General features: G+C 34.3%; 27 protein-coding genes. 10 read left to right on the top strand and 17 right to left on the bottom strand.

Annotation, left to right across the window (positions count from 1 at the left end; translation table 11 throughout):
• Window positions 1–10: 10 nt before the first annotated feature.
• Window positions 11–1,159, bottom strand: coding sequence for a PLP-dependent aspartate aminotransferase family protein (locus IAI10_RS21890; RefSeq protein WP_315675445.1), 1,149 nt, complete (start codon window positions 1,157–1,159; stop codon window positions 11–13).
• 229 nt (window positions 1,160–1,388) lie between these two features.
• On the opposite strand from IAI10_RS21890, the gene IAI10_RS21895 reads away from it, so the two are divergent.
• From IAI10_RS21895 to IAI10_RS21905, 3 genes are read left to right on the top strand one after another with little or no spacing between them, the layout of a single operon-like run.
• Window positions 1,389–2,369 carry an ABC transporter ATP-binding protein gene (locus tag IAI10_RS21895; RefSeq protein ID WP_315675446.1) on the top strand — a complete coding sequence of 327 codons (981 nt, stop codon included), beginning with the start codon at window positions 1,389–1,391 and terminating at the stop codon, window positions 2,367–2,369.
• The gene (locus IAI10_RS21900; RefSeq protein WP_315675447.1) at window positions 2,366–3,175 is read left to right on the top strand and encodes an ABC-2 family transporter protein; all 810 of its coding nucleotides are present in this window, start codon (window positions 2,366–2,368) and stop codon (window positions 3,173–3,175) included. The genes IAI10_RS21895 and IAI10_RS21900 overlap by 4 nt, the downstream gene beginning before the upstream one ends.
• 1 nt (window position 3,176) lies before the next feature.
• Complete coding sequence (locus tag IAI10_RS21905) at window positions 3,177–3,962, top strand: ABC-2 family transporter protein (RefSeq protein WP_315675448.1); 786 nt, start codon at window positions 3,177–3,179, stop codon at window positions 3,960–3,962.
• 105 nt (window positions 3,963–4,067) lie between these two features.
• On the opposite strand, the gene IAI10_RS21910 is transcribed toward IAI10_RS21905, so the two are convergent.
• On the bottom strand, window positions 4,068–5,822 hold the full coding sequence (locus IAI10_RS21910) for a glycoside hydrolase family 2 TIM barrel-domain containing protein (protein ID WP_315675449.1): 1,755 nt from the start codon (window positions 5,820–5,822) through the stop codon (window positions 4,068–4,070).
• A gap of 251 nt (window positions 5,823–6,073) precedes the next feature.
• Between IAI10_RS21910 and mvk the strand changes: the two genes are divergently transcribed.
• The 5 genes from mvk to IAI10_RS21935 all read left to right on the top strand — a co-directional run bounded on the left by mvk (window position 6,074) and on the right by IAI10_RS21935 (window position 10,904).
• Window positions 6,074–7,033 carry a mevalonate kinase gene (gene mvk / locus IAI10_RS21915; protein WP_315675450.1) on the top strand — a complete coding sequence of 320 codons (960 nt, stop codon included), beginning with the start codon at window positions 6,074–6,076 and terminating at the stop codon, window positions 7,031–7,033.
• 63 nt (window positions 7,034–7,096) lie between these two features.
• Window positions 7,097–8,071: a diphosphomevalonate decarboxylase gene (mvaD, locus tag IAI10_RS21920; protein WP_315675451.1), complete on the top strand. Its 975-nt coding sequence runs from the start codon at window positions 7,097–7,099 to the stop codon at window positions 8,069–8,071.
• 14 nt (window positions 8,072–8,085) lie between these two features.
• A complete protein-coding gene (locus tag IAI10_RS21925) occupies window positions 8,086–8,358 on the top strand; it encodes a hypothetical protein (RefSeq protein WP_315675452.1) in 273 nt (90 codons plus the stop codon).
• 1 nt (window position 8,359) lies between these two features.
• Entirely contained in the window at window positions 8,360–9,718 is a 1,359-nt protein-coding gene (locus IAI10_RS21930; RefSeq protein WP_315675453.1) for a tripartite tricarboxylate transporter permease, read from the top strand.
• A 76-nt stretch (window positions 9,719–9,794) separates the two neighbouring features.
• Window positions 9,795–10,904 carry a phosphomevalonate kinase gene (locus tag IAI10_RS21935; protein ID WP_315675454.1) on the top strand — a complete coding sequence of 370 codons (1,110 nt, stop codon included), beginning with the start codon at window positions 9,795–9,797 and terminating at the stop codon, window positions 10,902–10,904.
• A 223-nt stretch (window positions 10,905–11,127) separates the two neighbouring features.
• Here the strand turns inward: IAI10_RS21935 and IAI10_RS21940 are convergent, their stop codons facing one another.
• From IAI10_RS21940 to IAI10_RS22005, 14 genes are all read right to left on the bottom strand, one after another.
• On the bottom strand, window positions 11,128–12,846 hold the full coding sequence (locus IAI10_RS21940; RefSeq protein ID WP_315675455.1) for a hypothetical protein: 1,719 nt from the start codon (window positions 12,844–12,846) through the stop codon (window positions 11,128–11,130).
• Between the two features lie 133 nt (window positions 12,847–12,979).
• On the bottom strand, window positions 12,980–14,305 hold the full coding sequence (locus IAI10_RS21945; RefSeq protein ID WP_315675471.1) for a replicative DNA helicase: 1,326 nt from the start codon (window positions 14,303–14,305) through the stop codon (window positions 12,980–12,982).
• Between the two features lie 103 nt (window positions 14,306–14,408).
• The gene (gene lonC / locus IAI10_RS21950) at window positions 14,409–16,307 is read right to left on the bottom strand and encodes a Lon family ATP-dependent protease (RefSeq protein ID WP_315675456.1); all 1,899 of its coding nucleotides are present in this window, start codon (window positions 16,305–16,307) and stop codon (window positions 14,409–14,411) included.
• A gap of 14 nt (window positions 16,308–16,321) precedes the next feature.
• On the bottom strand, window positions 16,322–16,762 hold the full coding sequence (rplI, locus tag IAI10_RS21955) for a 50S ribosomal protein L9 (RefSeq protein ID WP_315675457.1): 441 nt from the start codon (window positions 16,760–16,762) through the stop codon (window positions 16,322–16,324).
• Entirely contained in the window at window positions 16,762–18,738 is a 1,977-nt protein-coding gene (locus IAI10_RS21960; RefSeq protein ID WP_315675458.1) for a DHH family phosphoesterase, read from the bottom strand. Before IAI10_RS21960 ends, rplI begins: the two co-directional genes overlap by 1 nt.
• A 33-nt stretch (window positions 18,739–18,771) precedes the next feature.
• The gene (locus tag IAI10_RS21965) at window positions 18,772–19,770 is read right to left on the bottom strand and encodes a DUF2232 domain-containing protein (RefSeq protein ID WP_315675459.1); all 999 of its coding nucleotides are present in this window, start codon (window positions 19,768–19,770) and stop codon (window positions 18,772–18,774) included.
• Window positions 19,771–19,856: 86 nt separating this feature from the next.
• On the bottom strand, window positions 19,857–20,342 hold the full coding sequence (locus tag IAI10_RS21970) for an LURP-one-related family protein (protein ID WP_315675460.1): 486 nt from the start codon (window positions 20,340–20,342) through the stop codon (window positions 19,857–19,859).
• Between the two features lie 21 nt (window positions 20,343–20,363).
• On the bottom strand, window positions 20,364–21,344 hold the full coding sequence (locus IAI10_RS21975) for a ribose-phosphate pyrophosphokinase (RefSeq protein ID WP_315675461.1): 981 nt from the start codon (window positions 21,342–21,344) through the stop codon (window positions 20,364–20,366).
• A gap of 130 nt (window positions 21,345–21,474) precedes the next feature.
• The gene (gene rpsR / locus IAI10_RS21980) at window positions 21,475–21,738 is read right to left on the bottom strand and encodes a 30S ribosomal protein S18 (RefSeq protein ID WP_315675462.1); all 264 of its coding nucleotides are present in this window, start codon (window positions 21,736–21,738) and stop codon (window positions 21,475–21,477) included.
• A gap of 20 nt (window positions 21,739–21,758) precedes the next feature.
• Window positions 21,759–22,199 carry a single-stranded DNA-binding protein gene (locus tag IAI10_RS21985; protein WP_315675463.1) on the bottom strand — a complete coding sequence of 147 codons (441 nt, stop codon included), beginning with the start codon at window positions 22,197–22,199 and terminating at the stop codon, window positions 21,759–21,761.
• Window positions 22,200–22,211: 12 nt separating this feature from the next.
• Window positions 22,212–22,499: a 30S ribosomal protein S6 gene (rpsF, locus tag IAI10_RS21990; protein WP_315675464.1), complete on the bottom strand. Its 288-nt coding sequence runs from the start codon at window positions 22,497–22,499 to the stop codon at window positions 22,212–22,214.
• A gap of 85 nt (window positions 22,500–22,584) precedes the next feature.
• Complete coding sequence (locus IAI10_RS21995; protein WP_315675465.1) at window positions 22,585–22,806, bottom strand: DUF951 domain-containing protein; 222 nt, start codon at window positions 22,804–22,806, stop codon at window positions 22,585–22,587.
• Between the two features lies 1 nt (window position 22,807).
• Window positions 22,808–23,689, bottom strand: coding sequence for a mechanosensitive ion channel family protein (locus IAI10_RS22000; RefSeq protein WP_315675466.1), 882 nt, complete (start codon window positions 23,687–23,689; stop codon window positions 22,808–22,810).
• Window positions 23,690–23,700: 11 nt separating this feature from the next.
• A complete protein-coding gene (locus IAI10_RS22005; protein ID WP_315675467.1) occupies window positions 23,701–23,949 on the bottom strand; it encodes a DUF3343 domain-containing protein in 249 nt (82 codons plus the stop codon).
• Window positions 23,950–24,161: 212 nt separating this feature from the next.
• On the opposite strand from IAI10_RS22005, the gene ytvI reads away from it, so the two are divergent.
• Entirely contained in the window at window positions 24,162–25,217 is a 1,056-nt protein-coding gene (gene ytvI / locus IAI10_RS22010; RefSeq protein WP_315675468.1) for a sporulation integral membrane protein YtvI, read from the top strand.
• A 49-nt stretch (window positions 25,218–25,266) separates the two neighbouring features.
• Entirely contained in the window at window positions 25,267–25,857 is a 591-nt protein-coding gene (yyaC, locus tag IAI10_RS22015) for a spore protease YyaC (protein WP_315675469.1), read from the top strand.
• Window positions 25,858–25,861: 4 nt separating this feature from the next.
• On the opposite strand, the gene IAI10_RS22020 is transcribed toward yyaC, so the two are convergent.
• Window positions 25,862–26,110: a hypothetical protein gene (locus tag IAI10_RS22020; RefSeq protein ID WP_315675470.1), complete on the bottom strand. Its 249-nt coding sequence runs from the start codon at window positions 26,108–26,110 to the stop codon at window positions 25,862–25,864.
• Between the last annotated feature and the right edge of the window lie 470 nt (window positions 26,111–26,580).

Here is a 26,580-nt window from a genome sequence, read left to right on the forward strand (position 1 = left end):
TTCATTTAATTTATTCCATGGCAGCCTGTAAATCTGCAATAATATCTTCAGCCTTCTCTATTCCCACGGAAAGTCTTAAAAGCTTTTTAGTTATCCCTAGAGAATTCTTTATATCCTCAGGCACGTCCGCATGAGTTTGCCTGTAAGGATAGGTTATCAAGGTTTCTACCCCTCCAAGGCTCTCCGCAAACATTATTAAATCCACCTTTTCAAGTATTTTTTCTACTGTTTCTTCACTATTCACTTCAAAGGAAATCATAGCCCCAAAGCCAGTGGATTGCTTCTTTTGAATTTCATAACCTAAGTGGCTTTCAAGCCCTGGATAATATATTTTCTTAACCTTTGAATGCTTACTTAAGAAATCAGCTATTTTCAAAGCGTTCTCCTGCTGCTTTTCCATTCTTATTGAAAGAGTTTTTATTCCTCTCAATATAAGCCAGCTGTCGAAGGGTGAAAGTACGGAACCTATGCTTTTTTGTAGAAGTCTTAATCTTGAAATAAGCTCTTCATTATCTTTTACTACTATAAAGCCTGCCAAAGTATCATTATGTCCACCTAGGTATTTGGTACCGCTGTGAACCACTATATCCGCACCATACTCAAAAGGTTTTTGAAAATGAGGTGTCATAAAGGTATTGTCCACAATAGTTATAGCTCCTATTTCTTTTGCTAAAGCTGCTATTGCGCTAATATCGCTTATCTTCATCATAGGATTAGTTGGAGTTTCTATATATATGGCCTTAGTATTAGGTTTTACTGCTTTTTTAACTAATTCTATGTAGGAAGCATCCACATAGTCAGCCTCTACACCATAAACCTTGAACAGCTCTTCCATTATTCTATAGGTTCCGCCATATAGATCATCTGACAATATTATATGATCTCCCGGCTTAAACAATGAGAATAAGCAGGTTATTCCAGCCATGCCTGTAGAGAAAGCCATACCTTCTTTTCCACCCTCTAATAAAGCTACGGTTTTTTCAACCTCTTCTCTAGTAGGATTCTGCAATCTTGAATAATCATAGCCAGTAGACTGTCCAAGCGCTGGATGCTGAAAGGTAGCTGTCTGATAGATTGGAATACTTACAGCTCCTGTTTTAGATTTATAACCATTTCCATGAACAACTTTAGTTTCAAAACTTCTACAACAATCTTCCATAAAAATTCCTCCATTATTATAAAGCTTATAATTTGCAGCATTTCTTATTTTTTACTATACTTATTTGTTTAATTATATTTCCTTGAAATTTTGTTGTCAAATATAATGAAGGAAGTTTTATAGCAATGCCTCTTAAAACCTTTCCAATTTCTGTTGACTTACATAAATTGGAGGAGTATAATTTAAAGCCTGTTCTAATTTTCAAGACCTGCATTTTGGAGGTGATTTTTTGAAACATATTCTAGTAGAAAACCTTTCTAAAGACTACAAGGTATATCAGCGAGAAAAAGGTATAAACGGCGCACTTAAGGGTTTCTTTAAGCCTAAAGTGAAAGTAGTGAATGCACTAAAGGACGTAAGCTTTTCAATTGATGCTGGAGAACTTATTGGCTACATAGGGCCTAATGGCTCTGGTAAATCTACCACTATAAAAATCTTAAGCGGAATCTTAGTCCCAAGCTCCGGTAAGGTAGAAATAATGGGAAGAATACCCTGGAAGCAAAGAGTGAAGCATGTTGAAAATATTGGTGTGGTATTTGGACAGCGAACTCAGCTTTGGTGGGATGTCCCCATAATAGATTCCTTAGAACTGATAAAGGATATTTATGGTGTTAGTTCACAAAATTTCAAAACTTCCCTAGAAGAACTAGTGGAAATACTGGATTTAAAAGACCTTTTGAATACCCCCTTAAGGCAGCTAAGTCTTGGACAAAGAATGCGCTGCGAACTAGCAGGTTCTCTAATACATAAACCTAATCTGTTATTTCTTGATGAACCTACCATTGGATTAGATGCCATAAGCAAACTAAAAGTAAGAGAATTTTTAAAGAAATACAATAAAAATCATGGAACTACCATAATATTAACCACTCACGATATGGATGACATAGAAGCTCTCTGCAGCAGAGTTATGGTAATAGGTCACGGCAATCTATTATTTGACGGTTCCTTAGATAGCCTAAGAAATAAGTATGCTCCTGATAAAAGAATAATAGCTACTATAGAAGGAGACATGCCTAAAGCTATTAATTCAGCTAAAGCCATAAAAATAGATGGACAAAAGGCTACCATACTATTCAATCCTAACCTAATATCTTCTCCAGAGATGATATCTAATTTGACACTAAACTATTCTGTAAAAGACTTAGTAGTAGAAAATCTGCCTATAGAAGAGATAATTGCTAAAATGTACAAGGAGGTGTCTCTATGAGAATCGCTCCTTACAAATCCATCTTTCGCATAAAGCTGATTTCCGGCCTTCAATATAGAACGGTTGCCCTAGCCAGCATATGCATAAATTTATTTTGGGGACTCATACTTACCACCCTGATGCTTTTATTTTATAGGCTTGGAAGACCTCATGATTTAAATATGACCTTAAAGCAGTCCATAAGCTATATTTGGATAGTTCAATGCTTCATTAGCCTAATCCCATTACAGCTAGACAGCGAAGTTTATCAAAGGATAACCAGCGGCGATTTTGCCTATGAGCTTTGCAGGCCTTTAGATATGTACAATCATTGGTTTGCTAGATCTATGGCTTCCAGAGTAGCAAATACCCTATTGAAATCAGGCATAGCCTTAATCATATGTTTTCTTATTCCTGAGCCCTATAGACTGCAGCCTCCCAGCAGTTTAACTGCATTGCTTGGAAGCATACTCCTGCTCTTTGGAGCATTGCTTTTATCCTGCTCTTTTTCCAACTTTATGAACACCATACTGCTGAATGTAGAGCTTGGACCAGGTCTTAACAACCTATTGAGTGCAATAATAACTGTGTTTTCAGGCTCCTTAGTTCCCCTATCCATCTTCCCTGATTGGATAAAGCCTGTACTTACTGCTCTTCCTTTTTCAGGGCTTATAGATTATCCCTGTGAAATCTATACTGGAATAATGCCTGCAGCTGGAGTGCCCCAGTTATTTTTAAGGCAATTATTATGGATAGTTATATTGACAGCTGTGGGAAGATGGAACCTAGCTAGATTCTTAAAGAAAACAGTTATTCAAGGAGGCTAAAATGAGCGATTTAAGACTTTATTTTAATTATGTGAAAGTAAATGTAAGATCTACTCTTCAATATAAGACTTGGCCTCTATCCATACTTACCACCATAGTAAACAGCATAGTAGATTTTATGGGGGTTATCATTCTTTTTTCCAGGTTCGGAAATCTAGGTGGATGGACAAGATTTCATGTTTTATTAGTATATGGCATAGCAGCTTCTTCCTTTGGTCTTGCGGAATGGTTCTCTAGAGGCTACGATGTATTTCCCTACTATGTGGGAGCAGGAAATTTTGATAAAATATTATTAAGACCAAGAAATACCTTTTTGCAGGTGCTGGGAGAAAAGTTTGAATTTCAGCGCTTTGGGCGCGTTGGTGTAGGTATATTTTGCATTGTTTATTCACTCAATACACTAGGAGTTCATATTACCTCTATTAAACTCTTAGCTTTAATAGGCTCACTTATTGGAGGTTTTCTGGTATATACATCTATTTTCATGCTGCTGTCCACTTTATCCTTTTGGACTCTTCAGCCTTTAGATATTATGTATATCTTCACCAATGCCACTCTTCAATATGCTCAGATACCGCTGCCTCTTCTTGGACGAGGTATTCAAAGCTTTTTGACCTTCATACTTCCCTTAGGACTTTGCTATTACTATCCTGCCATGCTTATATGCGGCAGTGAAGCTTCTAAGTGGACTGGCTTTATGGCCCTTCCCGGAGGTATATTATTTTTTATATTTTCATTATTCATATGGAAGGTTGGTGTAAGACACTATCATTCTTCTGGAAGCTAAAATATTGGAGGATTCTGATTGCTGCCATAGAACATATCCTGAAATAAAAAATGAGTTCCAACGCGAACTCATTTTTTATCATTATTCTTTTAAAACATATCCTTATTAATAAATATCTTTATAGAACTTTTTCATTATATTATAGGACATCTTTTTGCACTTTTTATCCGCACTCAAAAGTCCCTTTAAATTATACCCTCTTTGATATTTATTGGTTCTTCTTGGACTTCTGAAATCATACAAAATCCAGGGACTCAAGCCCTTTATGCATTTTACCTTTCTAAATATCTCAAGCTGTTTCTTATATACATCTGCCTGACATTCCTCAGTAAATAATTCATCTACAGTTCCCCTGTGTCCACATAAAGCATCTGCTCCGAATTCTGTCACTATGACAGGCTTATTTACGTTACTATTTTCAAATAGCTCCGTAAGGTGGTTTATGTCTCTATCGTACCAGCCATAGTATTCATTTATTGAAATCACATCTATGCAATCTGAAAGTCTGTCACTTATTTTTTGCTTTTCTTCATCTAGTAAACATGCCGCAGAAATAAGCCTGGTGCTGTCCTGCTTTTTGGTTAATTCTATAAGATCATTCATAAAAGTAAATCTTGAATCCGTATCCTCATGCTCATTGCCCACACCCCAAATTATGACACTGGCTCTGTTATAATCCCTGTTTATAAGCTCCAGCATCTGATTTTTAGCATCCTTAACCGTGCTAGGATTATCAAAATTTATGGACCAATAGACAGCTATTTCTTCCCAAAGCATGATTCCAAGCTGATCTGCTAATTTTGCTACTCTCTCAGAATGAGGATAATGAGTAAGCCTCATAAAATTACAATTCATTTCCTTTGCCAGCTTAATATTTTCTATAACTTCATCCTCAGTAAGGCACCTTCCGTTTTCTACACTCTCTTCGTGGCAGCAAACGCCTCTTAAGAATATTTTTTTGCCATTAAGATAGATTTCTCCGTCCTTTACTTTGATTTCTCTAAAGCCCACCTTGTCTTTTACTATATCTTCCAAGTACTCAACTTCTATCATGTACAAAGTAGGATTATTAGGGCTCCAAGGTTCCAGCTCTGCTCTAAATTCTATTACACCTTTTCCATTTGCAACTTCAAAATCCTTCTGAACATTTAATATAGGTATCCTTACTTGAGCTTTGCCGCTAAGCTCCTCACCTTCTACATTTATCTCTACTCTTATCTTCTTCAGGTTTCCCTCTTCCGCTAAACTTGCTCTCATAGCTTTAATAAAAGTCTTTTTAACTCTTATAAGTTCAACATCTCTATATAATCCGCCATAGTTAAACCAATCCATGTTGTCAGTAGGTACATTTTCTTTTCTTCTCCAGTTGCTCACCACTACATGAAGCCTGTTTTCTCCTTGAATAAAATCTGTAACATTTATATAAAATGGTGTTGATCCACCCTTATGTATCCCAATAAACTTTTTATTTAAAAATACTCTGCACTCATAATTAGCAGCTCCAAATTTTATGTATACTCTTCCCTCTCCGCGATTAACATATTTAAAGGTTCTTGTGTAAATCATAGTACCTTCATAATAAAAGAATCTTGTATCTGCTGTATTCCAGCAAGAAGGTACTGTTACCTTATCCCAATTATCAAAACTGTAATCGTAGGGTAAATCTCTTTGGCATATATCCTTGCGGTTTTCCTTATACCAATCTGCTCTTAAAAAAGTATCATAAGGATCTATTTGAAAATTCCAATACCCATTAAGCATTTCTTTGTCCCTAAATCTATCGTGAATCATGCTGTCATAGGTTATACAAGGTTCCTGGTATTTTAAAAAGTAATCTTCCTTGCTATTCTTATCTTCCATTAATATTCCTCCTGAAGCAATGCGAAAATATATTTTCCAAATCGATTATAACATATTCCCATAAAGACTACTAACATACTTTACATTATCTTAATCATATTTGTTATTAACTAGAAATTAGTATTGTTTGACAATATAGTATTAATCAATTATTATTATCAATAGATATTATTTTTCATTAACAGAACACATAAAATTTGAATAACACTATAAAATATATTTTATAGCTAAATAAAAAAGGATGGTTCTATATGCGTACAGTTTCTACTAAGAAAGCTATAGGAGAAGCCCATAGCAAATTGATTTTAGTTGGTGAACATGCGGTTGTCTATGGAAAGCCAGCTATAGCGATTCCCTTTCCTCTTAAAGTAAAAGTTATAACAAAAGAGCTAGATGGACCAATCATGCTTGAATCCAATATCTACACTGGCCATATTGACAAAATACCAGATAAGATGAAAGGACTAGTTTTGTGTATTAAAGAAGCGTTAAATAAATTAAATAAGCCTTTTTATGGACTAAATATCCTTATTGATTCTTCTATCCCTTTAGGCCGTGGATTAGGCTCTAGCGCTGCTGTTGCTATAGCATCTGTAAAAAGTTTATTTTCTTTTTTTGAGCATAAGCTTTCTAATAAGGATTTATTTTTTCTTGTTCAAGTTGCTGAAAATTATGCTCACGGCATATCAAGCGGAATCGATACTGCCGCTGAACTAAGTGGCCATCCCATATGGTTTCAGAAAGGAAAAGAAGTTCTCCCTATTGAGACTAAAGTTCCTTTTTATATAGCAGTAGGCGATACTGGCAGAATAGGTGATACTCGCACTGCAGTGGAAAACGTTCGAAAGAAATATATTTCGCACCCTATGGAAGTGAAATACTCCTTGGAGGAAATAGAAAAGGCTGCAGCTTCAGCAAGGAATTCTCTTATAGAGAGCGATTTTAATCACTTGGGAAAGCTTTTAAATTATACTCATGAGAGACTTGTATCTCTTGGGGTCAGCGATGAAGGATTGGATAAACTGGTGCAGGCCGCTAAAGACGCAGGTGCTCTAGGCGCAAAGCTTACAGGCGGCGGCTTAGGTGGCTGCATGCTTGCTCTTGCTAAAAACCTAGAACATGCCGAAACAATTGCAAAAGAGTTAATTAAGGCAGGAGCTTCCAAGAGCTGGTATTTTTCAAGTGAGGAAAATATTCTTTATTCACCATAAGATTGATTTATATATAAGAATTCAAGAAGACAAAAAATAAGTATTCATACAGGAGGGACAAAATTGAAAGCCACAGCAAAAGCAAATACAAATATAGCCCTTATAAAATACTGGGGAAAGCGAAATGAAGAGTTGTTTTTGCCTATGAACAGCAGCTTGTCTATAACTCTTGACCATTTTTACACTGTAACTACTGTTGAATTTAGGCCAGAGTTTGATAAAGACACCTTTCTTCTGAATAATGTCAGGGCAGATCATAAAGCTTCTCTAAAAATTTCAAAATTTCTTGATAAGGTTAGAAATATGGCTAATGTAAAGCTTCATGCAATGGTGTATTCTGAGAATAAAGTACCTACAGCTGCTGGTTTTGCCTCTTCAGCTTCAGGCTTTGCAGCTCTGGCAGCTGCCTCTTCTAAGGCGCTGGGATTGAATTTAGATAGAAAGCAATTATCAGTACTTGCTCGTCAAGGCTCCGGTTCAGCCTGCCGTTCTATATATGGAGGCTATGTGGAATGGCAAAAAGGAATAGGAGACGCTGGAGAGGATTCCTATGCAAGTCAGGTTCTTCCTGCAAACGCCTGGAATATAAGTATTCTTTCAGTTTTGGTAAATTCAGAAGAAAAGAAGGTATCCAGCAGAGATGGTATGAAGCAGACGGTATTAACTTCTCCCTTTTATCAAGGCTGGCTTGATACCGTGGAAAATGATCTTATTATTGCAAAAGAGGCAATAAAAGATAAAAATTTTCATGTCTTAGGAAAAATCACGGAAGCAAATGCCCTGAAAATGCATGCGACCATGCTGGGCTCAGATCCTCCCATTATATATTGGCAAAGCGGAACTCTGTATGTCATGCAGTGCATTCAAGAGCTTAGAAGGTCTGGCGTTCCAGCTTATTTTACTATTGATGCCGGTCCCAATGTAAAAGTACTTTGCCCGCCAGAACATGAGCAAATTGTATATGAAGCTTTATTGAAGCTTTCAGAAGTTAAAGAAATCTTTATCTGCCATCCAGGGGGCGGCATTACATATTTATAATAGGAGTTGAGTAAATGAATAATATAGATGAAAAAGTAAAAGCATCACTTGAAAGTGATAAGGCTAAAAATAATATTGAGGTTTGGGAAGATCTTGTGTCCATTAAAGAGCTTGTTATATCAATTATAGTCTGCAGCTTATCAGCCTTTGGAGGATATTTTCTGGCTCCTAAAGAGAGACCTAAGCAATTATTATTAGGTCTCCTTGGTGCCCTCATTGGATTTATCCTCTGCAGCATAATTATAAAGCCTAAGAGAGAATTTATAGAAGTCCATCAGGAGGATTAAAATGACTACTACATTAATTTTACAGATGATTCTTGCAGCTGTAATCGCAGCTATTATATATACTATAATTGGTGCCGCACCAGGTACAGATGAAACTGCTACCATAGCACCAGTAACCTTAGTTCTAGTATTATCAGGCTTAAAGCCTGCCATAATTTTATCTTTCTTTATTTCAGCTATAGTAGCAAGTAAGCTTACAGATGCCATACCAGTTTCCATAGCAGGTATTCCCGCTGGAGTAATGTCTACTCCTATGATTGAACATGCCATGGTATTAAAAAAATTTGGTCTTACAGACACGAGCATTAAGAAAATGGCTTCAGGTTCAATTATAGGTACAATTGTCTCAATACCAATGAGTCTGCTCCTAGCCCACGCTCTAATCCCTTTTTCAACCTCGATTAAGCAATATGGGGACATAGTCTTCTTTATTGGAGCTATATTTTTAGCCTTAATGAGTAAAAATAAATGGGTATCTCTTGCAGCCATAGTTCCTTTTGCATTGTTGATTCAAGGGCTTCGCTATCTATACTGGGGTACAGGAGCGGTGCCAAAAGGAACAAATATATCTACTTCTATTTTTCTTGGAATCACAATTGGACCGGTTATCCTAACTTTATTTGAACTTTTAAATAAAAATAAGAGAGATAGCCTTGAAAGATTTGATAAAAAGAAAATATATTTCAAGGGAGATAATAATATAAAAACTGTTCCTAATCCTTTTACTATACTTACTAAGAAAGAAACAGCCTATAGTGCCTTAACTTCTGTAATCGGATCAATAACCTTTATCTTAAGTCCAGTAGGAATCACCACTTTCTTAGGAGAATTGTTCTCCAGCCGCACAAAGGATCCAGTAGAAAAAGCTTCTCTTTCTATTTCCTGCATGGAAGCTTTAACCCACGCTACCTATATATCAGGGACTTTAATTCCGCTTATTGCTTTAGGTATTCCTTTGTCACCAATGGCTCTTGGACCAGCTAATCCGTTATTTAACGCTCCACCAGTGTACAATCTTAAGAACAATATGCATCACTTATTATCTAATTCGGATTTTGTCTGGGCAACTATAATTGGAGCAGTGGTAGCTTTATGTATCACTTACTATGTTACCGTAAAATATTCTAGGCAGATTTGTGCCTTTGTGTTCAAGAGGATTCCTCACGAAGCGCTATTAGGCTTATTTTTCAGCTTAGTTATCTTACTGGCTTATATGGATGCAGGTCTTATTAATGTTGGCGGTGTTCTTTTAATTGGCATCGTAGGAGGAGTTCTTTATCGTCTAGGAGTTAATTATGGTGTTCAGTTCATGATACTATACTCTGCTCCTTGGATTGTTACTAAATTAGCTGGATTATAAACGTATCCTGCGCTTTAAATCAGTGTAAAAGTTAACCCTGACTTAAAACAAAGCCATATAGAAAGGATTTTAATCTATGAACTGCTCAAGCTATAATATAAAAGTACCAGGAAAGCTTATGATTGCCGGCGAATATGCCGTACTAGAACCAAATCATAAGGCAGTAGTAATCGCAGTAAATCGTTATATCCATGCTATTATTGAGCCCTCAGAAAAAAATCGCATATTTATACCACAGCTTGGGCTTATGAATATTGCCTGGGAAATAAATGATGGAAAAGTGAAATTTAATGTTGACGATTGCCGATTAAACTTTATTGCAAATTCCATTTCAGCAGTACATCAATATTTAGAAGAACAAATGGTGAAGCCTATGCCTTTTAAAATAATGATTAGAAGCGAACTTGATGATCCTTCCACAGGAAAGAAGTATGGTCTTGGCTCAAGTGCAGCTATTGTGGTATCAGTTGTCACCGCTATATTGAGGCTTAATAGAAGAAAAAATGAAGCTCCTTCCTTAGATGAAATTTTCAAGCTTTCAGCAATTGCTCATATAAAAACTCAAAATACTGGTTCTGGAGCTGATATAGCAGCCTCAGTATATGGCGGGTGGTTACAATACTCTGCTTTTAGCGTTGATTGGATAACTAGTGAACTGGAGCAGCAAAAAAAGCTAATAGCTATAGTAAATCAGAAATGGCCAAACTTATTAATCCTGCCCATTACATCACCCAAAGAGCTTCAATTGGTAGTAGGATGGACAAAGTCTGCTATATCCACAGCACCAATGATTAAAAATGTCCATGATTTTAAAGCAGAAAATCTTGAAGCTTATAATGATTTTTTAATAGAAAGCTCCGCAGCTGTAAATAGAATGCTTAGAAGCTTTAAAATAAATGATTGCGCAGGAGCAATTATTAGTCTTACTGAAAACAGAAATGCTCTGAAAAGGCTGGGAGAAAGATCTAATATTAATATTGAGACTGCAGCTCTAAGAGCTCTATGTAATGCTGCTGAACGCTTTGGGTCAGGTAAATCTTCTGGAGCTGGTGGCGGAGATTGCGGTATAGCCTTTTTAAATGGATATAAGCATGCAGAAGAGCTTCTTAATGTGTGGGAAAAAGAAGGTATCTTACCTTTAGACTTGCAGGTATCAAGATCGGGAGCTTCTATTAAGCACATATAGTTCTTATATTAAAAAACAGAGGGAGCCTTGTTGTGCTCCCTCTGTTTTAATTTTTGGCTCTGTTTTAAATCAGTGTTGATTTTTACACTGATTTAAAACTTCCTTCAGTTTGGGAGGCTATGAAATTCATCAATGATTAACATAGCTATTAATGAAAAAAATACTACGCCGCCTTCATACTTATTATTACTAACTCCTCCTAAAAATTATAGATTACTTTTGTCTACTTTAAATTAAGAGTAAAATCAGTGACAGATATGATTTTCTGCCCTTCCAGGTCGATGTATTTTATATCAACCTCATCGCCTTCCCTTGCAAGTACCACATCCGCATTAACATTCTTGCCTACCATAAATATTTTATCTGGTACGCTGTCAATTTTTAAGTAGAATACTGATTTCCCATTATCTACAGATTGATTTATTCTTACTATCTTGCCTTGTTTTTCTACTGTATTTAACTTAGCATTATTGCTTATCTTTAAATCGCTATTAGCATTTACAGTTCCCTCCGCTATGGCTGTGGAAAATGAATCTAAAAGATCCTGTTTAGTATCTGATATTATCGAATATTTGCTCTGAGCGGTTACTAGACCAAGCTTAACAAAAGAACCATCTGCTTTATTTATAACTGGTACAATCCAGGTATCTATTCCATATATATTATACAAAATAGGCTGAGCTGCAGTCCAATTGGATTTGTCTGCTCCAAGAAGCTTTTCTATAGAATCCATGGCTCCTTTGCCATTTATGGAGCTAGTGGTTTTGTAATAAGTCATTTCACCAGTTCTGGTATTCATTAAAGTATATCCAGTCATAGTTGTAGAAGTACTTGAAGTATTTGTATGATCTGTAAAGTAGTAAAAATCTCCGTTGTTACCTATAACGCCTGTAACCTCCTTTGATTCTACTTCAAGTCCATTTAAATCCACTCCTGAATTCCATTGAGTTGGAACATGAACTCCACTTTGTCCAATGATGGAGTTTATCAATCCCTTTTGATATTTTCCAAAGTAATCATTATAATCTTCTGCCATCCTTGAGGTATAAATCTGATCTACCCAGGATGGAACCTTATCCTTTGGATAATCTTTTATTTCTCCTGTTTTAATATTATAGAGAATAACACCATCTGCCTGAAGTCCGGTTCTTCCATATTTATAATGCCCATAGGTTCCTACATAATAAGGAATTAAGCTGTCATCCAGTTCCACATCAGCATCTAAAAGTATTTTATTGGGTTCATAGCTTCTAAACTCTCTGAACACATTGTGATTTAAAACCAGTGATTCACCATACTTATAAGGCATATTTATTATTTGAGCCTCTTCAACCTTCTCAGCTGAAACATATACCACTCCAGGCAGTTCCTTATTTAAAAACGCCTTAATACCGCCCTCTATATCTATAGGTGCTACATAGTAGGCACCATTTTCAGTTTTAGTAAGGCTTACTTGTCCAATTTTATAAAGGCTTGAATTAGAAAGAGATCCCAGAACTGTCTGCATCTCATAATATGCAGTCTCTGGAGGAATTATTATTATATTTTCTGTATCTATCTTAGGTGACTGCTTATCGCTTTCTTTTACATTAGCCATAGAGTATAGATTTTTAGCTCCCCCGTATACATATGGCATAGCTGAATATACGAAGCTAACTATAGTAACCACTAAGAAGAACAGTATAAATCCAACCTTAGCTGCTTTCTTTTTAGTATCATCCCCGTTCATGCTAAGCACTAATAATACAATCTGAAATATAGCTATAACCTTTATATTAGTTAGTAAAAAAGAAAGACTTCTATCCTCATTACCTGCATAGAACACTAGAAATGAATATACTAACCCTATAACATACCTTCCTATTTGCTCAGGTAATTTTGCCCTAAGAAAATTAAAATTTAGAAATAGCAATGGAAACAAAAAATACCACAATATTGACATATTGCACTCCCCTTTAAATGATATTTATTAACTTATTATATGATGTATTATATTGCTTATTTAGTAAATAGTCAACATATTTTTTCATAATTTAAAAACACATCAACTTTGCATAAAAAGTTGATGTGTTCTTCTAGTCTTGATGCACATTATCCAGGTCACCAAATTTACTGAATTGTCCAAGCCAAGCCATCTTTACAGTTCCTACAGGACCGTTTCTTTGCTTAGCGATTATACATTCAGCTACATTCTTATCTTCTGTTTCCTTATTGTAATACTCATCTCTATAAAGAAACATAACTAAGTCAGCATCCTGCTCAATTGATCCAGATTCTCTTAAGTCTGAAAGCATCGGTCTATGGTCAGCTCTCTGCTCTGGTGCACGAGAAAGCTGTGATAGAGCTATTACAGGGCACTGCATTTCCTTAGCCAGTGCCTTTATGGATCTTGATATTTCAGAAACCTCCTGCTGTCTGCTGTCAGAGGAAGAATTTCCGCTCATAAGCTGCAAATAGTCAATCATTATCATATCGATACCGTGCTCAATTTTTATTCTTCTGCACTTTGATCTCATTTCCATGACAGACATACCTGCAGTGTCATCTATAAATATCTTAGAAGCTGCTAAAGGACCTGATACGCGGGCAATATTTTCCCAGTCCTTATCATCCAGATTACCTGTTCTAAGCTTAAGCATATCTACATTTGCCTGGGAGCATAAAAGCTTATAGGCTAGCTGCTCCTTAGACATTTCCAGCGAGAAGATTACAACACTCTTCCCTTCTCTTAAGGCAGCATGCTCAGCAAGGTTAAGAGCAAAGGTAGTTTTACCCATAGATGGTCTTGCAGCTATAAGCACCATGTCACCCTTCTGAAAGCCTGAGGTCTTCGAATCCAAATCCCTAAAGCCAGAGCCAACACCGGTTATCTGTCCCTTATTATTAAACAGCCTTTCTATCTCTAAAAAGCCTCTTTCCAGTACAGTACTTATAGCTTCAAAATCATTGGTGGTTCTTTTCTCTGCTATGTCAAATATTTTCTTTTCAGCTCCATCAAGTACCTTTTCAACATCATCCTGCTTGCTATAACATTCTTCTATTATATTAGTAGAGGATCTTATTAGCTTTCTCAAGATAGCTTTCTGCTCTACAATCTTTATATAGGACTGCAAATGGGCTGTGGTAGGCACAGAATCACTTATTTCTGTTATATAAGTGATTCCGCCTGAAGCCTCCAATTTATCATTAGCCCTTAAATGCTCTATAAGGGTTACAAGGTCTATAGGCATATCCTTTTGAAAAAGATCTAATATAGCACTGAATATTACTTTATGAGAATCTCTGTAGAAATCATCGCCCTTTAAAACCTCTGCTGCTTGAGCTATAGAGGTTTTGTCTATAAGCATAGAGCCTATTACAGACTGTTCAGCCTCTATATTCTGAGGGAGACTTCTAAGCATTGGAGCTGTTTGAGATTTTTCATTTCCCGGGTTGTTAGGAGCATTAGATTGCTCTTTAGTATCCATTGTTCAACTCCTCTATAGCTTATAGCTAAAGCTATAATTAAAATACATACTTCATCAATTCTTCTATATGACTTACCGATATTACCTCTATATCGCTAAGTCCAACTGGTACTTCTTTTTTATTATCCTCAGGGACTAAAACCAGCTTAATTCCCTTTCTTCTAGCACCATATACCTTCTCAAAGATTCCACCAACAGGCTTAATTTTTCCTCTAAGTGAAATTTCACCTGTTACAGCCACATCTTGTCTCAAAGGTTTATCCAATATTGCACTTATTATGCTTAAGGTGATAGCTGCTCCAGCAGAAGGTCCGTCAATTCTTCCGCCGCCTACAAAATTAACATGTATATCATAATCTCTTATATCTTTATCTGTTATTTTTCTTATTACAGAAGCTGCATTAAAGATAGAATCCTTAGTCATGGAACCTGCAGTATCATTAAATCTCACACTGCCTTGACCTTCTTCTCTAGCTTTAAAAACTGCAGTTTCTATTTCTATGGTAGAGCCTATATATCCACTTACTCCTAAACCGTAAATATGCCCTACCTCATAATTTTCTTCATTATTTACCTCTTCATAAGGTGTAAGTCTGCTTATAGAAATTACCTCTTCCACATCTTTAAGGCTTATATTTATACTATCCTCTTCACTTAATCCTTCAGTATATAGCACATATCCGTAGACATCCGCAAGAATATTTACGGCTCTTCTTCCTTCTATGGTATATCTGCTGATAAATTCAGCTACACCATCCTCTAATATAATGTTTAACTTATTTGCTGCATTTAAAACAATTTTTTCAATATCTTTTGAAGAAAGTGGTTCAAAATATACTTCTGTACATCTAGATCTTAAGGCAGGATTTATTTCTTCTGGATCTCTTGTGGTAGCGCCTATCAGTAGAAAATCTGCTGGTGCACCATTATCAAATAAATATTTTACATATTTAGGTGTGTTATCATCTTCTGGATCATAATAGGAAGATGAAAATTCCACTCTCTTATCCTCTAAAACCTTAAGAAGCTTGTTTTGAAGTATAGTATCAAGTTCGCCTATTTCATCTATGAAAAGTACTCCACCGTGTGCTTCAGTTACTAAACCTGGCTTAGGCTCTGGTATTCCAATTTCCGCTAAATCCCTCTTGCTGCCTTGATATATAGGATCATGCACGGAACCTAAAAGCGGATTAGTTATTTCTCTCGGATCCCATCTGAGAGTAGTTCCATCCACCTCAACAAATTTTGATTTATCAGTAAATGGAGTATATCTTAACTTTTTAGCTTCTTCAAGCGCAAGTCTAGCTGCTGTGGTTTTACCTACTCCTGGAGGTCCATAAAGTATTATATGCTGAGGATATGGTGATGCAAGCTTTGATATCAAAGCTTTTATGGCTCTTTCTTGTCCTACAATTTCAGAAAAACTGTCAGGTCTTAAAAGAGCTTGTACATTTTTAGGCAATTTTATTGAATCCATAACTTCCAGTTGAGCATACTTCTTTAGAGTTTTAGCATTCTCAGGACCCTTTTGTCTCTTTATGATTCCGAGTCTTATTTCATCTACATACTTTTCCTGCTTATCTACAAGAGCTTGTTCAACTTCAGTTTCTATTTTATTTTGTATATATCTTTTAGCCACTGCCTCAGCTATCCATCTATGAGTATCTTCTAAAATTTTATCTGCATCATCTTCTTCTGGAACAGTGATTGCTAATCCTTTTCCATCACTCATTATTTTGTTAATAGCATATAGCCTCTTTAAGGTATCTGAGCTATTAATATATTTCTGTAGCTTATGCTTAACGGTACGAGCTTTTACTGCTCCTTGATCCAAAACATTATCTGCTACTTCAAACAGAACATTAACTTGAGCTTCTAATGATGTTTCATCACTTAATTCAAGCTGTGGTTCATTTATTTTAAATTGTGATTTCAATTTTTTCCTCCTCTTTATTCAGAGATAATGACCTTCATCTTCGTTGATATTTCAGAATACAACTTGACTTCTATGTCATAAGTCCCTGTTTGTTTTATTGTATCCATAGAAATCTTTTTCTTATCTATAGTTATATTAAACTGCTTAGTTATTTGCTCAGCTATATCTTTATTAGTTATGGCTCCAAAAAGTCTGCCATGTTCTCCGCACTTTGCAGTTATCTTTATTTCTTTTCCTTTAAGCTGCTCTGCTAATGCCTGAGCTGCTTCGGTCTCCTCTAGCTTTTTCTTTCTTTCATTTTCTTTTTTCTGGTTTAATATATGCATGTTCTCTGTAGTTGCTTCCTGTGCAAGATTTCTTGGGAATAGGTAGTTTCTTGCGTATCCATCAGACGCATTAACCACATCCCCCTTTTTTCCCATGTTCTTTATATCCTTTAATAAAATTACTTTCATTATTTTTCACCTTCCTTTAAGTTTTCGTTTATAGTTTTCTTCAGAAGCTTAACAGCATCTTCCATAGACATATTGCTTAGCTTAGTTCCAGCTATATTCATATGACCTCCGCCGCCAAGCTGCTCCATAATAATTTGCACATTTACATCCCCAAGAGATCTTCCGCTTATATTAATATCCTCTTCTATTTTAACAAGTACAAAGGATGCTTGAATACCTGTAATATTTAGCAGCTCATCCGCTGCCTGTGCAGCTATTACAGTATCTGTTATATCTCCTGGGCACATTGCTATAGCAATGCCATCTTCTACCTTAGCAGATTCTATAATTTGGTATTTTTTTATATAAGTATTTAGATCATCAGAAAATAATTTTCTTACATCTAACGTGTCTGCGCCTAGCCTTCTTAAGAAGGATGCAGCTTCAAAAGTTCTAACTCCTGTTTTAAAATAGAAGTTTTTGGTATCCACACATATACCAGCTAAAAGAGCACTTGCCTCTATCTGTTTGATTTTTGGTTTTTCAACCATATATTGAATAATCTCTGTTACAAGCTCAGAAGTTGATGACGCATAAGTTTCCATGTAGCTGAACAGTGTATTTTCTATGTAATCTGTTGATTTTCTATGATGATCTATTATTACTACGCGTTTGGTATATTTGAGCAATTCTTCATTAAGCACATACCCTCTATTATGTACATCTACTAATATAATTAAACTATTTTCATCTATTAGATTCTTACATTCTTCAGAGGTTATAAACACATCATTATAGTCGGGATCTTTATTGAATTCATCTAAAAGTACTTTTATCCCATGATTTGGCTTATCTAATATTATATTACATTCAGGCTTAAAAGTTTTCAATACGCCATATAATCCTACTGCAGCTCCAAAACAATCTGCATCTGGATTCCTATGTCCCATTATGAATACCGAACTGCTTTCACTAACTAAATCCTTAAGTATATGAGCTATAACCCTGGCTCTTACTCTTGTTCTCTTTTCTACTTCCTTAGTTTTTCCTCCAAAGAAAGAAAGCTTATCGCCATTTTTAATAACTACTTGGTCCCCGCCTCTTCCTAAAGCTAATTCTTTGGCAGAGTTGGCATAACTCTCATTCTCGATAGGGGTACTGCCTCCTCTTCCGATTCCTACGCTAAGGGTAACCGCAAGTTTATTGCTCATATTTATTTCTCTGACAGTATCTAATATATCAAATTTCTTTTTTATTTCTTCGCTTATATATTTGTCTTGTACAGATAAGACATACTTATTGTTTCCATACTTTTTTACAAATGCGTTTATGCTTTGAGCATAATTATTTATGGTTCTTTCTATTTCTGCTATGAGAAGAGGCTTTTGATTTTCCTCGGTGGTCTTTACCACATCATCTAAATTATCAACCTCTACAAGCATTACACACTCTTTATTGTCAAATATATTTTTAACTTCTGTCATGTCATAAAAATATAAAAGTATAATCTCATCCTTTAGGTTTCTTATATCAGAAACATGAACCACACTGGTATAAACATTGTAAAATTTTTCTTTAACCTTTACATACCTAAAAAGATTCTCCTTAGAGTTTTTTATGGTTTTAGCATCCAACCCTTTTATAACGTTTGCTACATTTTTACCTAGTATTTCTTCTTGTTTTAAAACAGTGCTCATATTCTGATTATACCATACTATATTACCTTTCCCACCTATTATTATAAGGGGGAAGGGCAGGTTAACAAGTGTATTCCTTGTAGCTGCATCCAGCTGACCTGAAAAATTCTCTATGAACTTTTTCCATTCAACTTTTTTTACTTCAAGAGTTACAAAATAATACACCACCAGGATTCCATACACAATCAACGCAACTATTCCATCTATAAAATGACCATGTATGAATAAAAGAATTATAAGCACCGCTAATATGACCATGTAAACTTTATTACTAGGTGAAAAATAATCTTTGTTATCCATTAATATCCGCCTTCCAAATTATCCATGACCCTGTTAGCCTATTCTTCTTTTATTAAATAGTCTATTAGGATCCAACTTCCTAAAATCAAATAGCATATCTGCAAAACCCAAGTATAAAATCACAATGAAGAATACCTGAGAAAGTGCTAAAAATATTACTATAACCGCAGAAAGCCCCTTGTGAAGCTTAAATCTGTTTATTAAGAAATAATATATTACTGCTGAACCGATCACAGCAAGAACCAATTGCAAAATCATCCACAATGAATTAAAGAGATAATATCCTGCAGGTACATTTTTCTTGTATAATATTCCTGAAACAGCAGTCATAGCTATCAGCAGTGCACCTATTCTATTATCAATATAGAATTTATCAAAGCTAGGAAGCTTATTCAGATTATATTTAAATCTCTTTAATATCTTTTTCGAGAAAGCATAGTTAATTAAACTCATTACAATAGAGTACATTATAAGTGCTCCTGGAATTGTAGCCATAAGGAGCTTAGGAGTTAAAGAATTAATATAATCCTGAAGTATTTTTGTCTGTTGGTTGTTTGAAGAATTGGCATTTAAAAGCTTAATAGATTCATTCATGGAGCTTTTAAGCATATCTATCATCTGATTTATCTGATCATATAATGATGTTTTCTGAATTAAAGTCAAAGTTATCGCCATAACAGCTATATAACCTATCATAACAAATATAGACATAAATCCAATAGTAAAGCTAGCTGCCTTGTTTTTCTTTACGCAGAAGCCTAAAGCAATTCCTACTCCTGAATACAATAATGTAGAACTAACAGCTGCAAAGGGACCTATTATAATTGCAGTTACTATGGTACTTGCGGCTATAGCAATAACTGTAGTTCTGATGTCATATCTTAAATATAATAAAGTTATTGGCAGTGGCAAAATTATAATGCCTATTAAATCTAAAATAGGTATTACAGATACCATTAAATTGATTACAACTATAAGAGCTATCAATATGCCTGCATCGGTTATGGCTCTTGTATTATTTTTATTGTTCATCATTTCCTCCAATTGAGTCATTACAACTTACATAATTTATCCTAGTTATATTGTAATTTTTTTTGTATTATTGTGCAACCATATGGTTATCTATTATCATTATCATAGCATATCATATCTATTATTACTACACAAGCCAATATAAATGCATCGTACTCTCCGTCTATTACATCTATTCCATAGGTATCAGACCAGGCAAAGAATTCTTTTGATACCTTAGCTATATTTATACCATTCTTCCAAAAATCATATTCTCTGGTCCATACATCTCCCTCAATCTGTATATCTCCTTCTTGAGACTGTATATCAAATTTAGGTTTAAACAAGGTCATCATCTGCTTTTTAACTACGCCCATGAGCTCTTCTCCTCTGTAAATTTCATATACAGGTACAAAGGACATAAGCTTCTGCTTTATAAATAGAAGTTCTTCCCCATCCATGCTTTCAAAAGAAAGCTTTTTACCTATACTAAATACCTGCCCTCTCACATAAAATATATCATTTTCAAATTCATCCTTTATAGTAAAGCTGTCACCAAAAGAAAACATTCTTTGCTTCATAATATATCTCATAATATCAATCCCCTTTTAATATTATTGCATTTTCGCATAAATTTTTTCTAAGTTCTTCTTATCATATATCTCACTGACTAATTTACCATCTTCTATCTTATCTATAGCTTCTGCAAACAATGGTGCCGCAGACAGTATCTTTATTCTTTTACTATTTGTAATATAGTTATTATTTACAGAATCCGTGCTTACTATAAGGTCTATATCGCTTTGTTCAACCTTCTTTAAATTCTCTTCATTTAAAAGAAGATGCGAAAGACATGCATATATCTTTCCAGCTCCTCTAGCCTTTAACGCCTTTGCCAGTTCAATAAGCGTTCCTCCAGATATGGTAAAATCATCAAATATAACAGCGTCTTTTCCCTTTATATCTCCTATTAAATCTAAAATTTCTGCCTTTTCATCATGGCATTTTCTAGTTTTATCCCCTATTGCTACTCCTACTCCAAGATGGCTTGCTATTTTTCTGGCATCCTTTGAAAAACCTGCATCAGGCGATACTACTACATATTCTTTTAAATTCAATGACCTTATAAATTCACAAAGCACAGGTGAAACCATCAAATTTTCTATAGGACTATTGAAAAATCCTAATACCTGTGGACTGTGCAAATCCATAGTTATAACTCTCTTCACGCCTAGTCTTTCAATACATTCCGCACATACTCTAGCTCTTATAGATACTCCATCCTCTTCCTGTTTATCTGATTTTCCATAGCCAAAGTATGGAATAACCAAGGTTACTGATAGAGCCCCAGCCCTTTTGAAGGCATCCATCCAAAACAGCAGTTCCATAAATTCATCATTAGGGTTTAAGCCTATTGTTTGAACTAAATATATTCTCCTATTCATAACAGCTTCTTCTATCTTTACAAATATATTTCCGTCCAAAAATTTTATAACCTTCGATTCTCCAAGAGTAGTTCCCAAGCAGTCACATATTCTTTTGCCCAATTCTTTTCCGTTGCTTCCTGAAAATATCCTTACCTCTTCTCTAATCACGCCACTTCCCCCATTTTCCTAAGTTTATAAACTTGTTTTTATATTACATAATATCAAATAATAAGCTATAAAGGCAATATAATTTTATGTATAAAAAAACCACACTTGTAAAAAGTGTGGTTTAAATTTACTATTCAGTAGTGAATGGTAATAAAGCTATGTTTCTAGCTCTCTTAACAGCATCTGTAAGCTGTCTCTGATGCTTAGCGCAGTTACCAGAAATTCTTCTTGGAAGTATCTTTCCTCTTTCAGTAACGTACTTTCTAAGCTTGTTGATATCTTTATAATCAATTGACTCAGCTTTTTCTACACAGAAAGAACAAACTTTTCTCTTGCCTCTTTTCATTCTTCCGCCAGTCTTTTTAACTGAATCTCTTTCTCTCTTATCACTCATGCTTATCCCTCCTTACTCTGTTAGAATGGTATATCTCCATCATCTACAGGAGTCATATCCATATCAAATGAATCGGAATTAAATCCTCCTGCCATGCCAAATTCAGAATTTGTGTTATTGGTTCTAGGGTTACTAGCACCATTTCCTTTGTCAAGGAATTGTACTTCTTCTGCTACAACTTCTGTAACATAACGTTTAGTACCATCTTTAGCATCATAAGTTCTAGTCTGGATTCTTCCGCTAACCCCCATGAGACGTCCCTTTCCCATGTAGTTTGCTGTAGCTTCAGCCTGTTTTCCCCATATTACTACGGATATAAAATCAGCCTCACGCTGTCCATCCTTATTTGGCACTCTTCTATCAATCGCTAAAGTTACGGTTGCAACAGCAGTACCACTGCCAGGAGCAAATCTTAACTCCGGATCTCGTGTTAATCTACCAATTAAAACAACCTTGTTCATTATGGCACCACCTTATTTCTCTTCCTTAACTATTATGTGTCTGATAACACCATCAGTAATTCTGAATATTCTGTCTAACTCCTTAGGTAATTCAGGATTAGCACTGAAGTTAACTAATGTATAGAAGCCTTCGCCAACTTTGTTTATTTCATAAGCAAGCTTTCTCTTACCCCAGAAATCAACATTGTCAACAGTACCTCCGCCATTTTCTATTACACCTTTAAACTTTTCGATATTAGCTTTTACGCTTTCCTCGTCTAGTGATGGATGTAATATAAATATAGTTTCATACTTTCTCATCAATTCCACCTCCTCCCTTTGGACTAACGGCCGTAATCTTTGATTACAGCAGGGACTACAATTGGTTATTATACCACAATGTCACCTAGATTTCAATACTTTTTTCATTATTATCTGGCTCGTTTTGCTTAATTATTTTTTTAACATCCTTCTCAAATTTGGATCTAGGAAGCATAACTATCCTGCCGCAACCACAGCATTTAGCTTTTATATCAGCTCCAAGTCTTATTATCTCCCACTCTGTGCTACCACAAGGATGCTGTTTTTTTAGTTGTACTATATCACCCATATAAAAAACCTTTGGCATACTATTTCTCCTTTCTTAAATCATAATTAACTATTCTTGTAACTGGATAAGCTAATTCTACATTATTAACATCTAAAATCTTTTTCAGATAGGCTCTCAATTCAGGCTCAAGATCCCATTGAGTCATAGGCTTCGCTTTTCCAACAACTCTAAGGGTTACTCCGCTGTCTTTCAAAGCCACCACTCCGACTACATTAGGACCCTCTACCACATTCTCATGTTCCTTTTTAAAGCTTTCGCAGGCTTCCTTTAAAATTTCAGTTGCCTTGTAGGTGTCTTCTTCATAGGCAATATCCATTTCTACCATAAATCTCATATTATTTCTAGAGTGGTTAGTAACCTTAGTGATCATTCCATTAGGTATGATATGTAAATCTCCATTGAAATCTTTGAGCTTTGTTACTCTAAGCTCTATGCTGTCCACTATACCCTTCATATTATCTACTGATATATAATCTCCCACTACATACTGGTCTTCAAACAATATAAAAAATCCATTTATAATATCTTTTACAAGACTTTGTGCTCCAAAACCGATAGCCGCACCACCAATTCCGGCGAAGGTAATACTTATATTTCCAAATAGTTTAGTTAGTAATGCACTTATACCAATAAAATACACCGTATATCTTAAAATACTGGATAATATAGCTCCCATGGTTTTTGCTTTTTTATCATCTAGTGAAAACCTCATATTCTTTTGCTTCTTTACAGTTTTAGCAATAACTTTATTTCCTATCTTTATTGATAGATACATGGCTAAGAAAAGCACTACTAAGAATATTATAAAGGATATTGCAGAATTTATATTACTTGAGGTTATAGTTATACCTAATATCTTAAATACACCATTTTTTATATCTATACTGAATAATTTTCCCATAACTTCCTCCATTAAATCAATTGTTTATAACTATTCTCCTTCTTATAGAAATATCCCTTAAACTTTATCTCTTCTCCTTCTAGTATTCTCTTTATACTTTCTCCATCACTTGTCTCTACTCTTATGCTTATCCCACAGCTTTTTGTTATAAAAGTTGGCGTAGGCATTATCTTTATATCAAAGTTTTTAGCTTTTAATTTTCCTTCTGCCTGCATGGTAGTGCTTGTATTATCAAAGGTTATTAAATAATATTCGTTCATAAAATTACATGCCCCTTTATTATTAGATTCAATAATTAGTATAACCTATTTTTATTGCTGATGAAATATAATATTCTTTAATTTGCAATTTACAAATTATAAGTGATAATTGATAGTGAAGAGCTAGTAATTATTGCAGATAATATTCTCTCTAGACACCATAAGTTTTTATCTTTATAATAATATTACTAAATAATTTATTAGGAGTGAATATGGATAATTTATTAGAAAAACTGGACAGATATATTATTTTCTTTATTATCTACACCTTTGTTTTTTTTACTTTTTTTAAGACATTACCCTACACTATTCCTTTCGTACTAGCTTTTTTATTTGCCCTTATACTTCAAAAACCAACGAAGTTTTTAGCTAGAAAATTTTCTTTAAAGCCGTACCTAGCTTCGCTTATTACTACATTAGTATTTTATATTGTATTTTTCACTATTATCGGGCTGATACTTACCTCTTTAATTAGTGAACTTATTTCTCTTACTTCATCAATAACTACTTTTGTTTCTTCTAAAAACATAAATATACAAAATACATACGACTACATTAATAAATTTTATAATAATTTAAATCCTACGATTACAAAAGCTATTGAAAGTAACTGGAACAATGTAACAAAGTATGTAGCTAATTTTGGTACTCTGACAATATCCTTTTTGCTGAATTTGGTTACCAATTTTGTATCCTCTATACCTTATTGGATTATGCTGTTTCTTTTCACTGTGATTTCAACTTACTTCTTCTCTAGAGACATTTCTGAATTTAGAAATTCAAATAAGGTTTCTCCCTTGTTTGATTCAAAATACTCAAAGTTTTGGGATGTACTTAATGAGATAAAAATAACACTAGGTAATTATGTGAAATCCTATATGATAGTTATAAGTATAACTTTTGTAGTAACTCTTATTGGATTTATAATATTCAATGTTAGATATGCCTTTGCGCTAAGTGTTTTATGTGGAATATTAGATTTGTTACCGGTTTTAGGTATTCCTATCGTATATTTTCCATTAATTGGATATTATGCAGCGGATAAAAATTATTTTGCTGCAATAGGTATACTGGTATGGTATATAATAGTTTTCATAACCAGACAGATAGCTGAACCAAAGATAGTTTCTTCTTCCTTAGGCCTTCACCCCGTAGCTGTTCTTGCAGCTTTCTTCATAGGTCTAAAAGCCGCTGGTTTTATGGGAATGATTTTCTGCATATTCCTAGTTGTATTCTTTAATATTTTTAGAAAAGTTAAAATTCTTTAGAATATTTTACCTCCTTTTTGGATAAACTTCAAATAAGGAGGTTTTTATTATGGATAATAAATATGTTTTAAATTGTTTAGATATAAATGCAAGTTATACCCTTAGCAATATATTATTTAAATATATACTTGATGCATTAGAGCAGCAAAAACAGCTTGTTTTCTTATGTATTGGAACGGACAGGTCTACCGGTGATAGTTTAGGTCCTTTAATTGGAGATAAGCTTAAATTTTTAAAGGGAAACAATATATCTGTATTTGGTAACCTTGAATCACCTGTTCATGCTAAAAACTTAATAGATGTACTTGCCCTCATAAAGGATAAATATTCAGATCCATTCATTATTGCTGTAGATGCCTGTTTAGGATCTATAAATAATGTAGGTAATATTATAATTGAAAAGAAACCCTTAAATCCTGGTTCTGCAATGAACAAAAAACTTCCACCAGTTGGTGATATAAGCATAACTGGAATAGTTAATATATGTGGTTCATTAGAATTTATGGTCTTACAAAATACTAGATTATTCACTGTAATGCAGCTTGCAAATGTCATATCCCATGCTATATATCATTCTATACTTAAAGTGAAAAGTATAGATAAAATTTCTTCTTTATCTAATATTACTTCTAAAGTTTAATTATTTAGAATATATTACTGTATGACCTGTTGTTGAGAATGTAATCTATGTCATTTATATTTTTACTTCCTATATCAATGATTAAAGAACCTTCTTTTTTATAATTTATTTTACTATTTAATTGGTTTAAATCGCAATTTTTTAAATCGCAGATTACTACATCGCAGATTTCACTATCATCTTGTATAATACAATAGCCTCTATCTAATAATTCATTTTTTATATCAATATTTCCATCAATATATACATTCATATTCCATTAGCCCTTTCCGAATACAATTTATGTTTTATTATTTATTATTAAACTTATAGCGAATTATTATTCAATAAAATTAATCTATTTTAAAATAGCTTCTGTTTTAAATAAATGTTGATTATAAATTCCAATTTAAATCTAACTCAATATATAAAATTATACTTTTATATATATCTGATTATATTGAGAGTTGAAAAACACTCTTAGGAAGTACGACTTATAATCAGTATAATTTTGTCATGGTAAGAAGCAAAAATAAAAAGAGATAGATTTTAGTATTTCTATCTCTTTTTATTTAGGTTCTGTTTTAAATCAGTGTTGATTTTTACACTGATTTAAAACTTCCTTCAGTTCGGGGAGGCCACTGAAAAAGCTTCGCTTTTTCATGAAGAATTTAGCTAAATGCTAAATAGAGCACGAAGCATTTCACGATTTAGTAAAATATTTCGTGCTCTTCCCTTTTTCTA

Origin of the sequence: Clostridium sp. 19966, assembly GCF_032335695.1 — a bacterium.
GTDB lineage: Bacteria > Bacillota > Clostridia > Clostridiales > Clostridiaceae > JACTOJ01.

Coding starts and splice junctions, on each gene's coding strand:
- IAI10_RS21930 (WP_315675453.1), top strand. CDS start 8,360: ATGACTACTACATTAATTTTACAGATGATTCTTGCAGCTGTAATCGCA.
- rplI (WP_315675457.1), bottom strand. CDS start 16,762: ATGAAAGTAATTTTATTAAAGGATATAAAGAACATGGGAAAAAAGGGG.
- IAI10_RS22020 (WP_315675470.1), bottom strand. CDS start 26,110: ATGAATGTATATATTGATGGAAATATTGATATAAAAAATGAATTATTA.
- IAI10_RS21985 (WP_315675463.1), bottom strand. CDS start 22,199: ATGAACAAGGTTGTTTTAATTGGTAGATTAACACGAGATCCGGAGTTA.
- rpsF (WP_315675464.1), bottom strand. CDS start 22,499: ATGAGAAAGTATGAAACTATATTTATATTACATCCATCACTAGACGAG.
- IAI10_RS21970 (WP_315675460.1), bottom strand. CDS start 20,342: ATGAGATATATTATGAAGCAAAGAATGTTTTCTTTTGGTGACAGCTTT.
- yyaC (WP_315675469.1), top strand. CDS start 25,267: ATGGATAATAAATATGTTTTAAATTGTTTAGATATAAATGCAAGTTAT.
- IAI10_RS21935 (WP_315675454.1), top strand. CDS start 9,795: ATGAACTGCTCAAGCTATAATATAAAAGTACCAGGAAAGCTTATGATT.
- IAI10_RS21960 (WP_315675458.1), bottom strand. CDS start 18,738: ATGGATAACAAAGATTATTTTTCACCTAGTAATAAAGTTTACATGGTC.
- IAI10_RS21900 (WP_315675447.1), top strand. CDS start 2,366: ATGAGAATCGCTCCTTACAAATCCATCTTTCGCATAAAGCTGATTTCC.
- IAI10_RS21925 (WP_315675452.1), top strand. CDS start 8,086: ATGAATAATATAGATGAAAAAGTAAAAGCATCACTTGAAAGTGATAAG.
- IAI10_RS21890 (WP_315675445.1), bottom strand. CDS start 1,159: ATGGAAGATTGTTGTAGAAGTTTTGAAACTAAAGTTGTTCATGGAAAT.
- IAI10_RS21940 (WP_315675455.1), bottom strand. CDS start 12,846: ATGTCAATATTGTGGTATTTTTTGTTTCCATTGCTATTTCTAAATTTT.
- IAI10_RS21965 (WP_315675459.1), bottom strand. CDS start 19,770: ATGAACAATAAAAATAATACAAGAGCCATAACCGATGCAGGCATATTG.
- IAI10_RS21945 (WP_315675471.1), bottom strand. CDS start 14,305: ATGCTTAGAAGTCTCCCTCAGAATATAGAGGCTGAACAGTCTGTAATA.
- IAI10_RS21905 (WP_315675448.1), top strand. CDS start 3,177: ATGAGCGATTTAAGACTTTATTTTAATTATGTGAAAGTAAATGTAAGA.
- IAI10_RS21995 (WP_315675465.1), bottom strand. CDS start 22,806: ATGCCAAAGGTTTTTTATATGGGTGATATAGTACAACTAAAAAAACAG.
- IAI10_RS21910 (WP_315675449.1), bottom strand. CDS start 5,822: ATGGAAGATAAGAATAGCAAGGAAGATTACTTTTTAAAATACCAGGAA.
- ytvI (WP_315675468.1), top strand. CDS start 24,162: ATGGATAATTTATTAGAAAAACTGGACAGATATATTATTTTCTTTATT.
- IAI10_RS22000 (WP_315675466.1), bottom strand. CDS start 23,689: ATGGGAAAATTATTCAGTATAGATATAAAAAATGGTGTATTTAAGATA.
- IAI10_RS22005 (WP_315675467.1), bottom strand. CDS start 23,949: ATGAACGAATATTATTTAATAACCTTTGATAATACAAGCACTACCATG.
- mvk (WP_315675450.1), top strand. CDS start 6,074: ATGCGTACAGTTTCTACTAAGAAAGCTATAGGAGAAGCCCATAGCAAA.
- rpsR (WP_315675462.1), bottom strand. CDS start 21,738: ATGAGTGATAAGAGAGAAAGAGATTCAGTTAAAAAGACTGGCGGAAGA.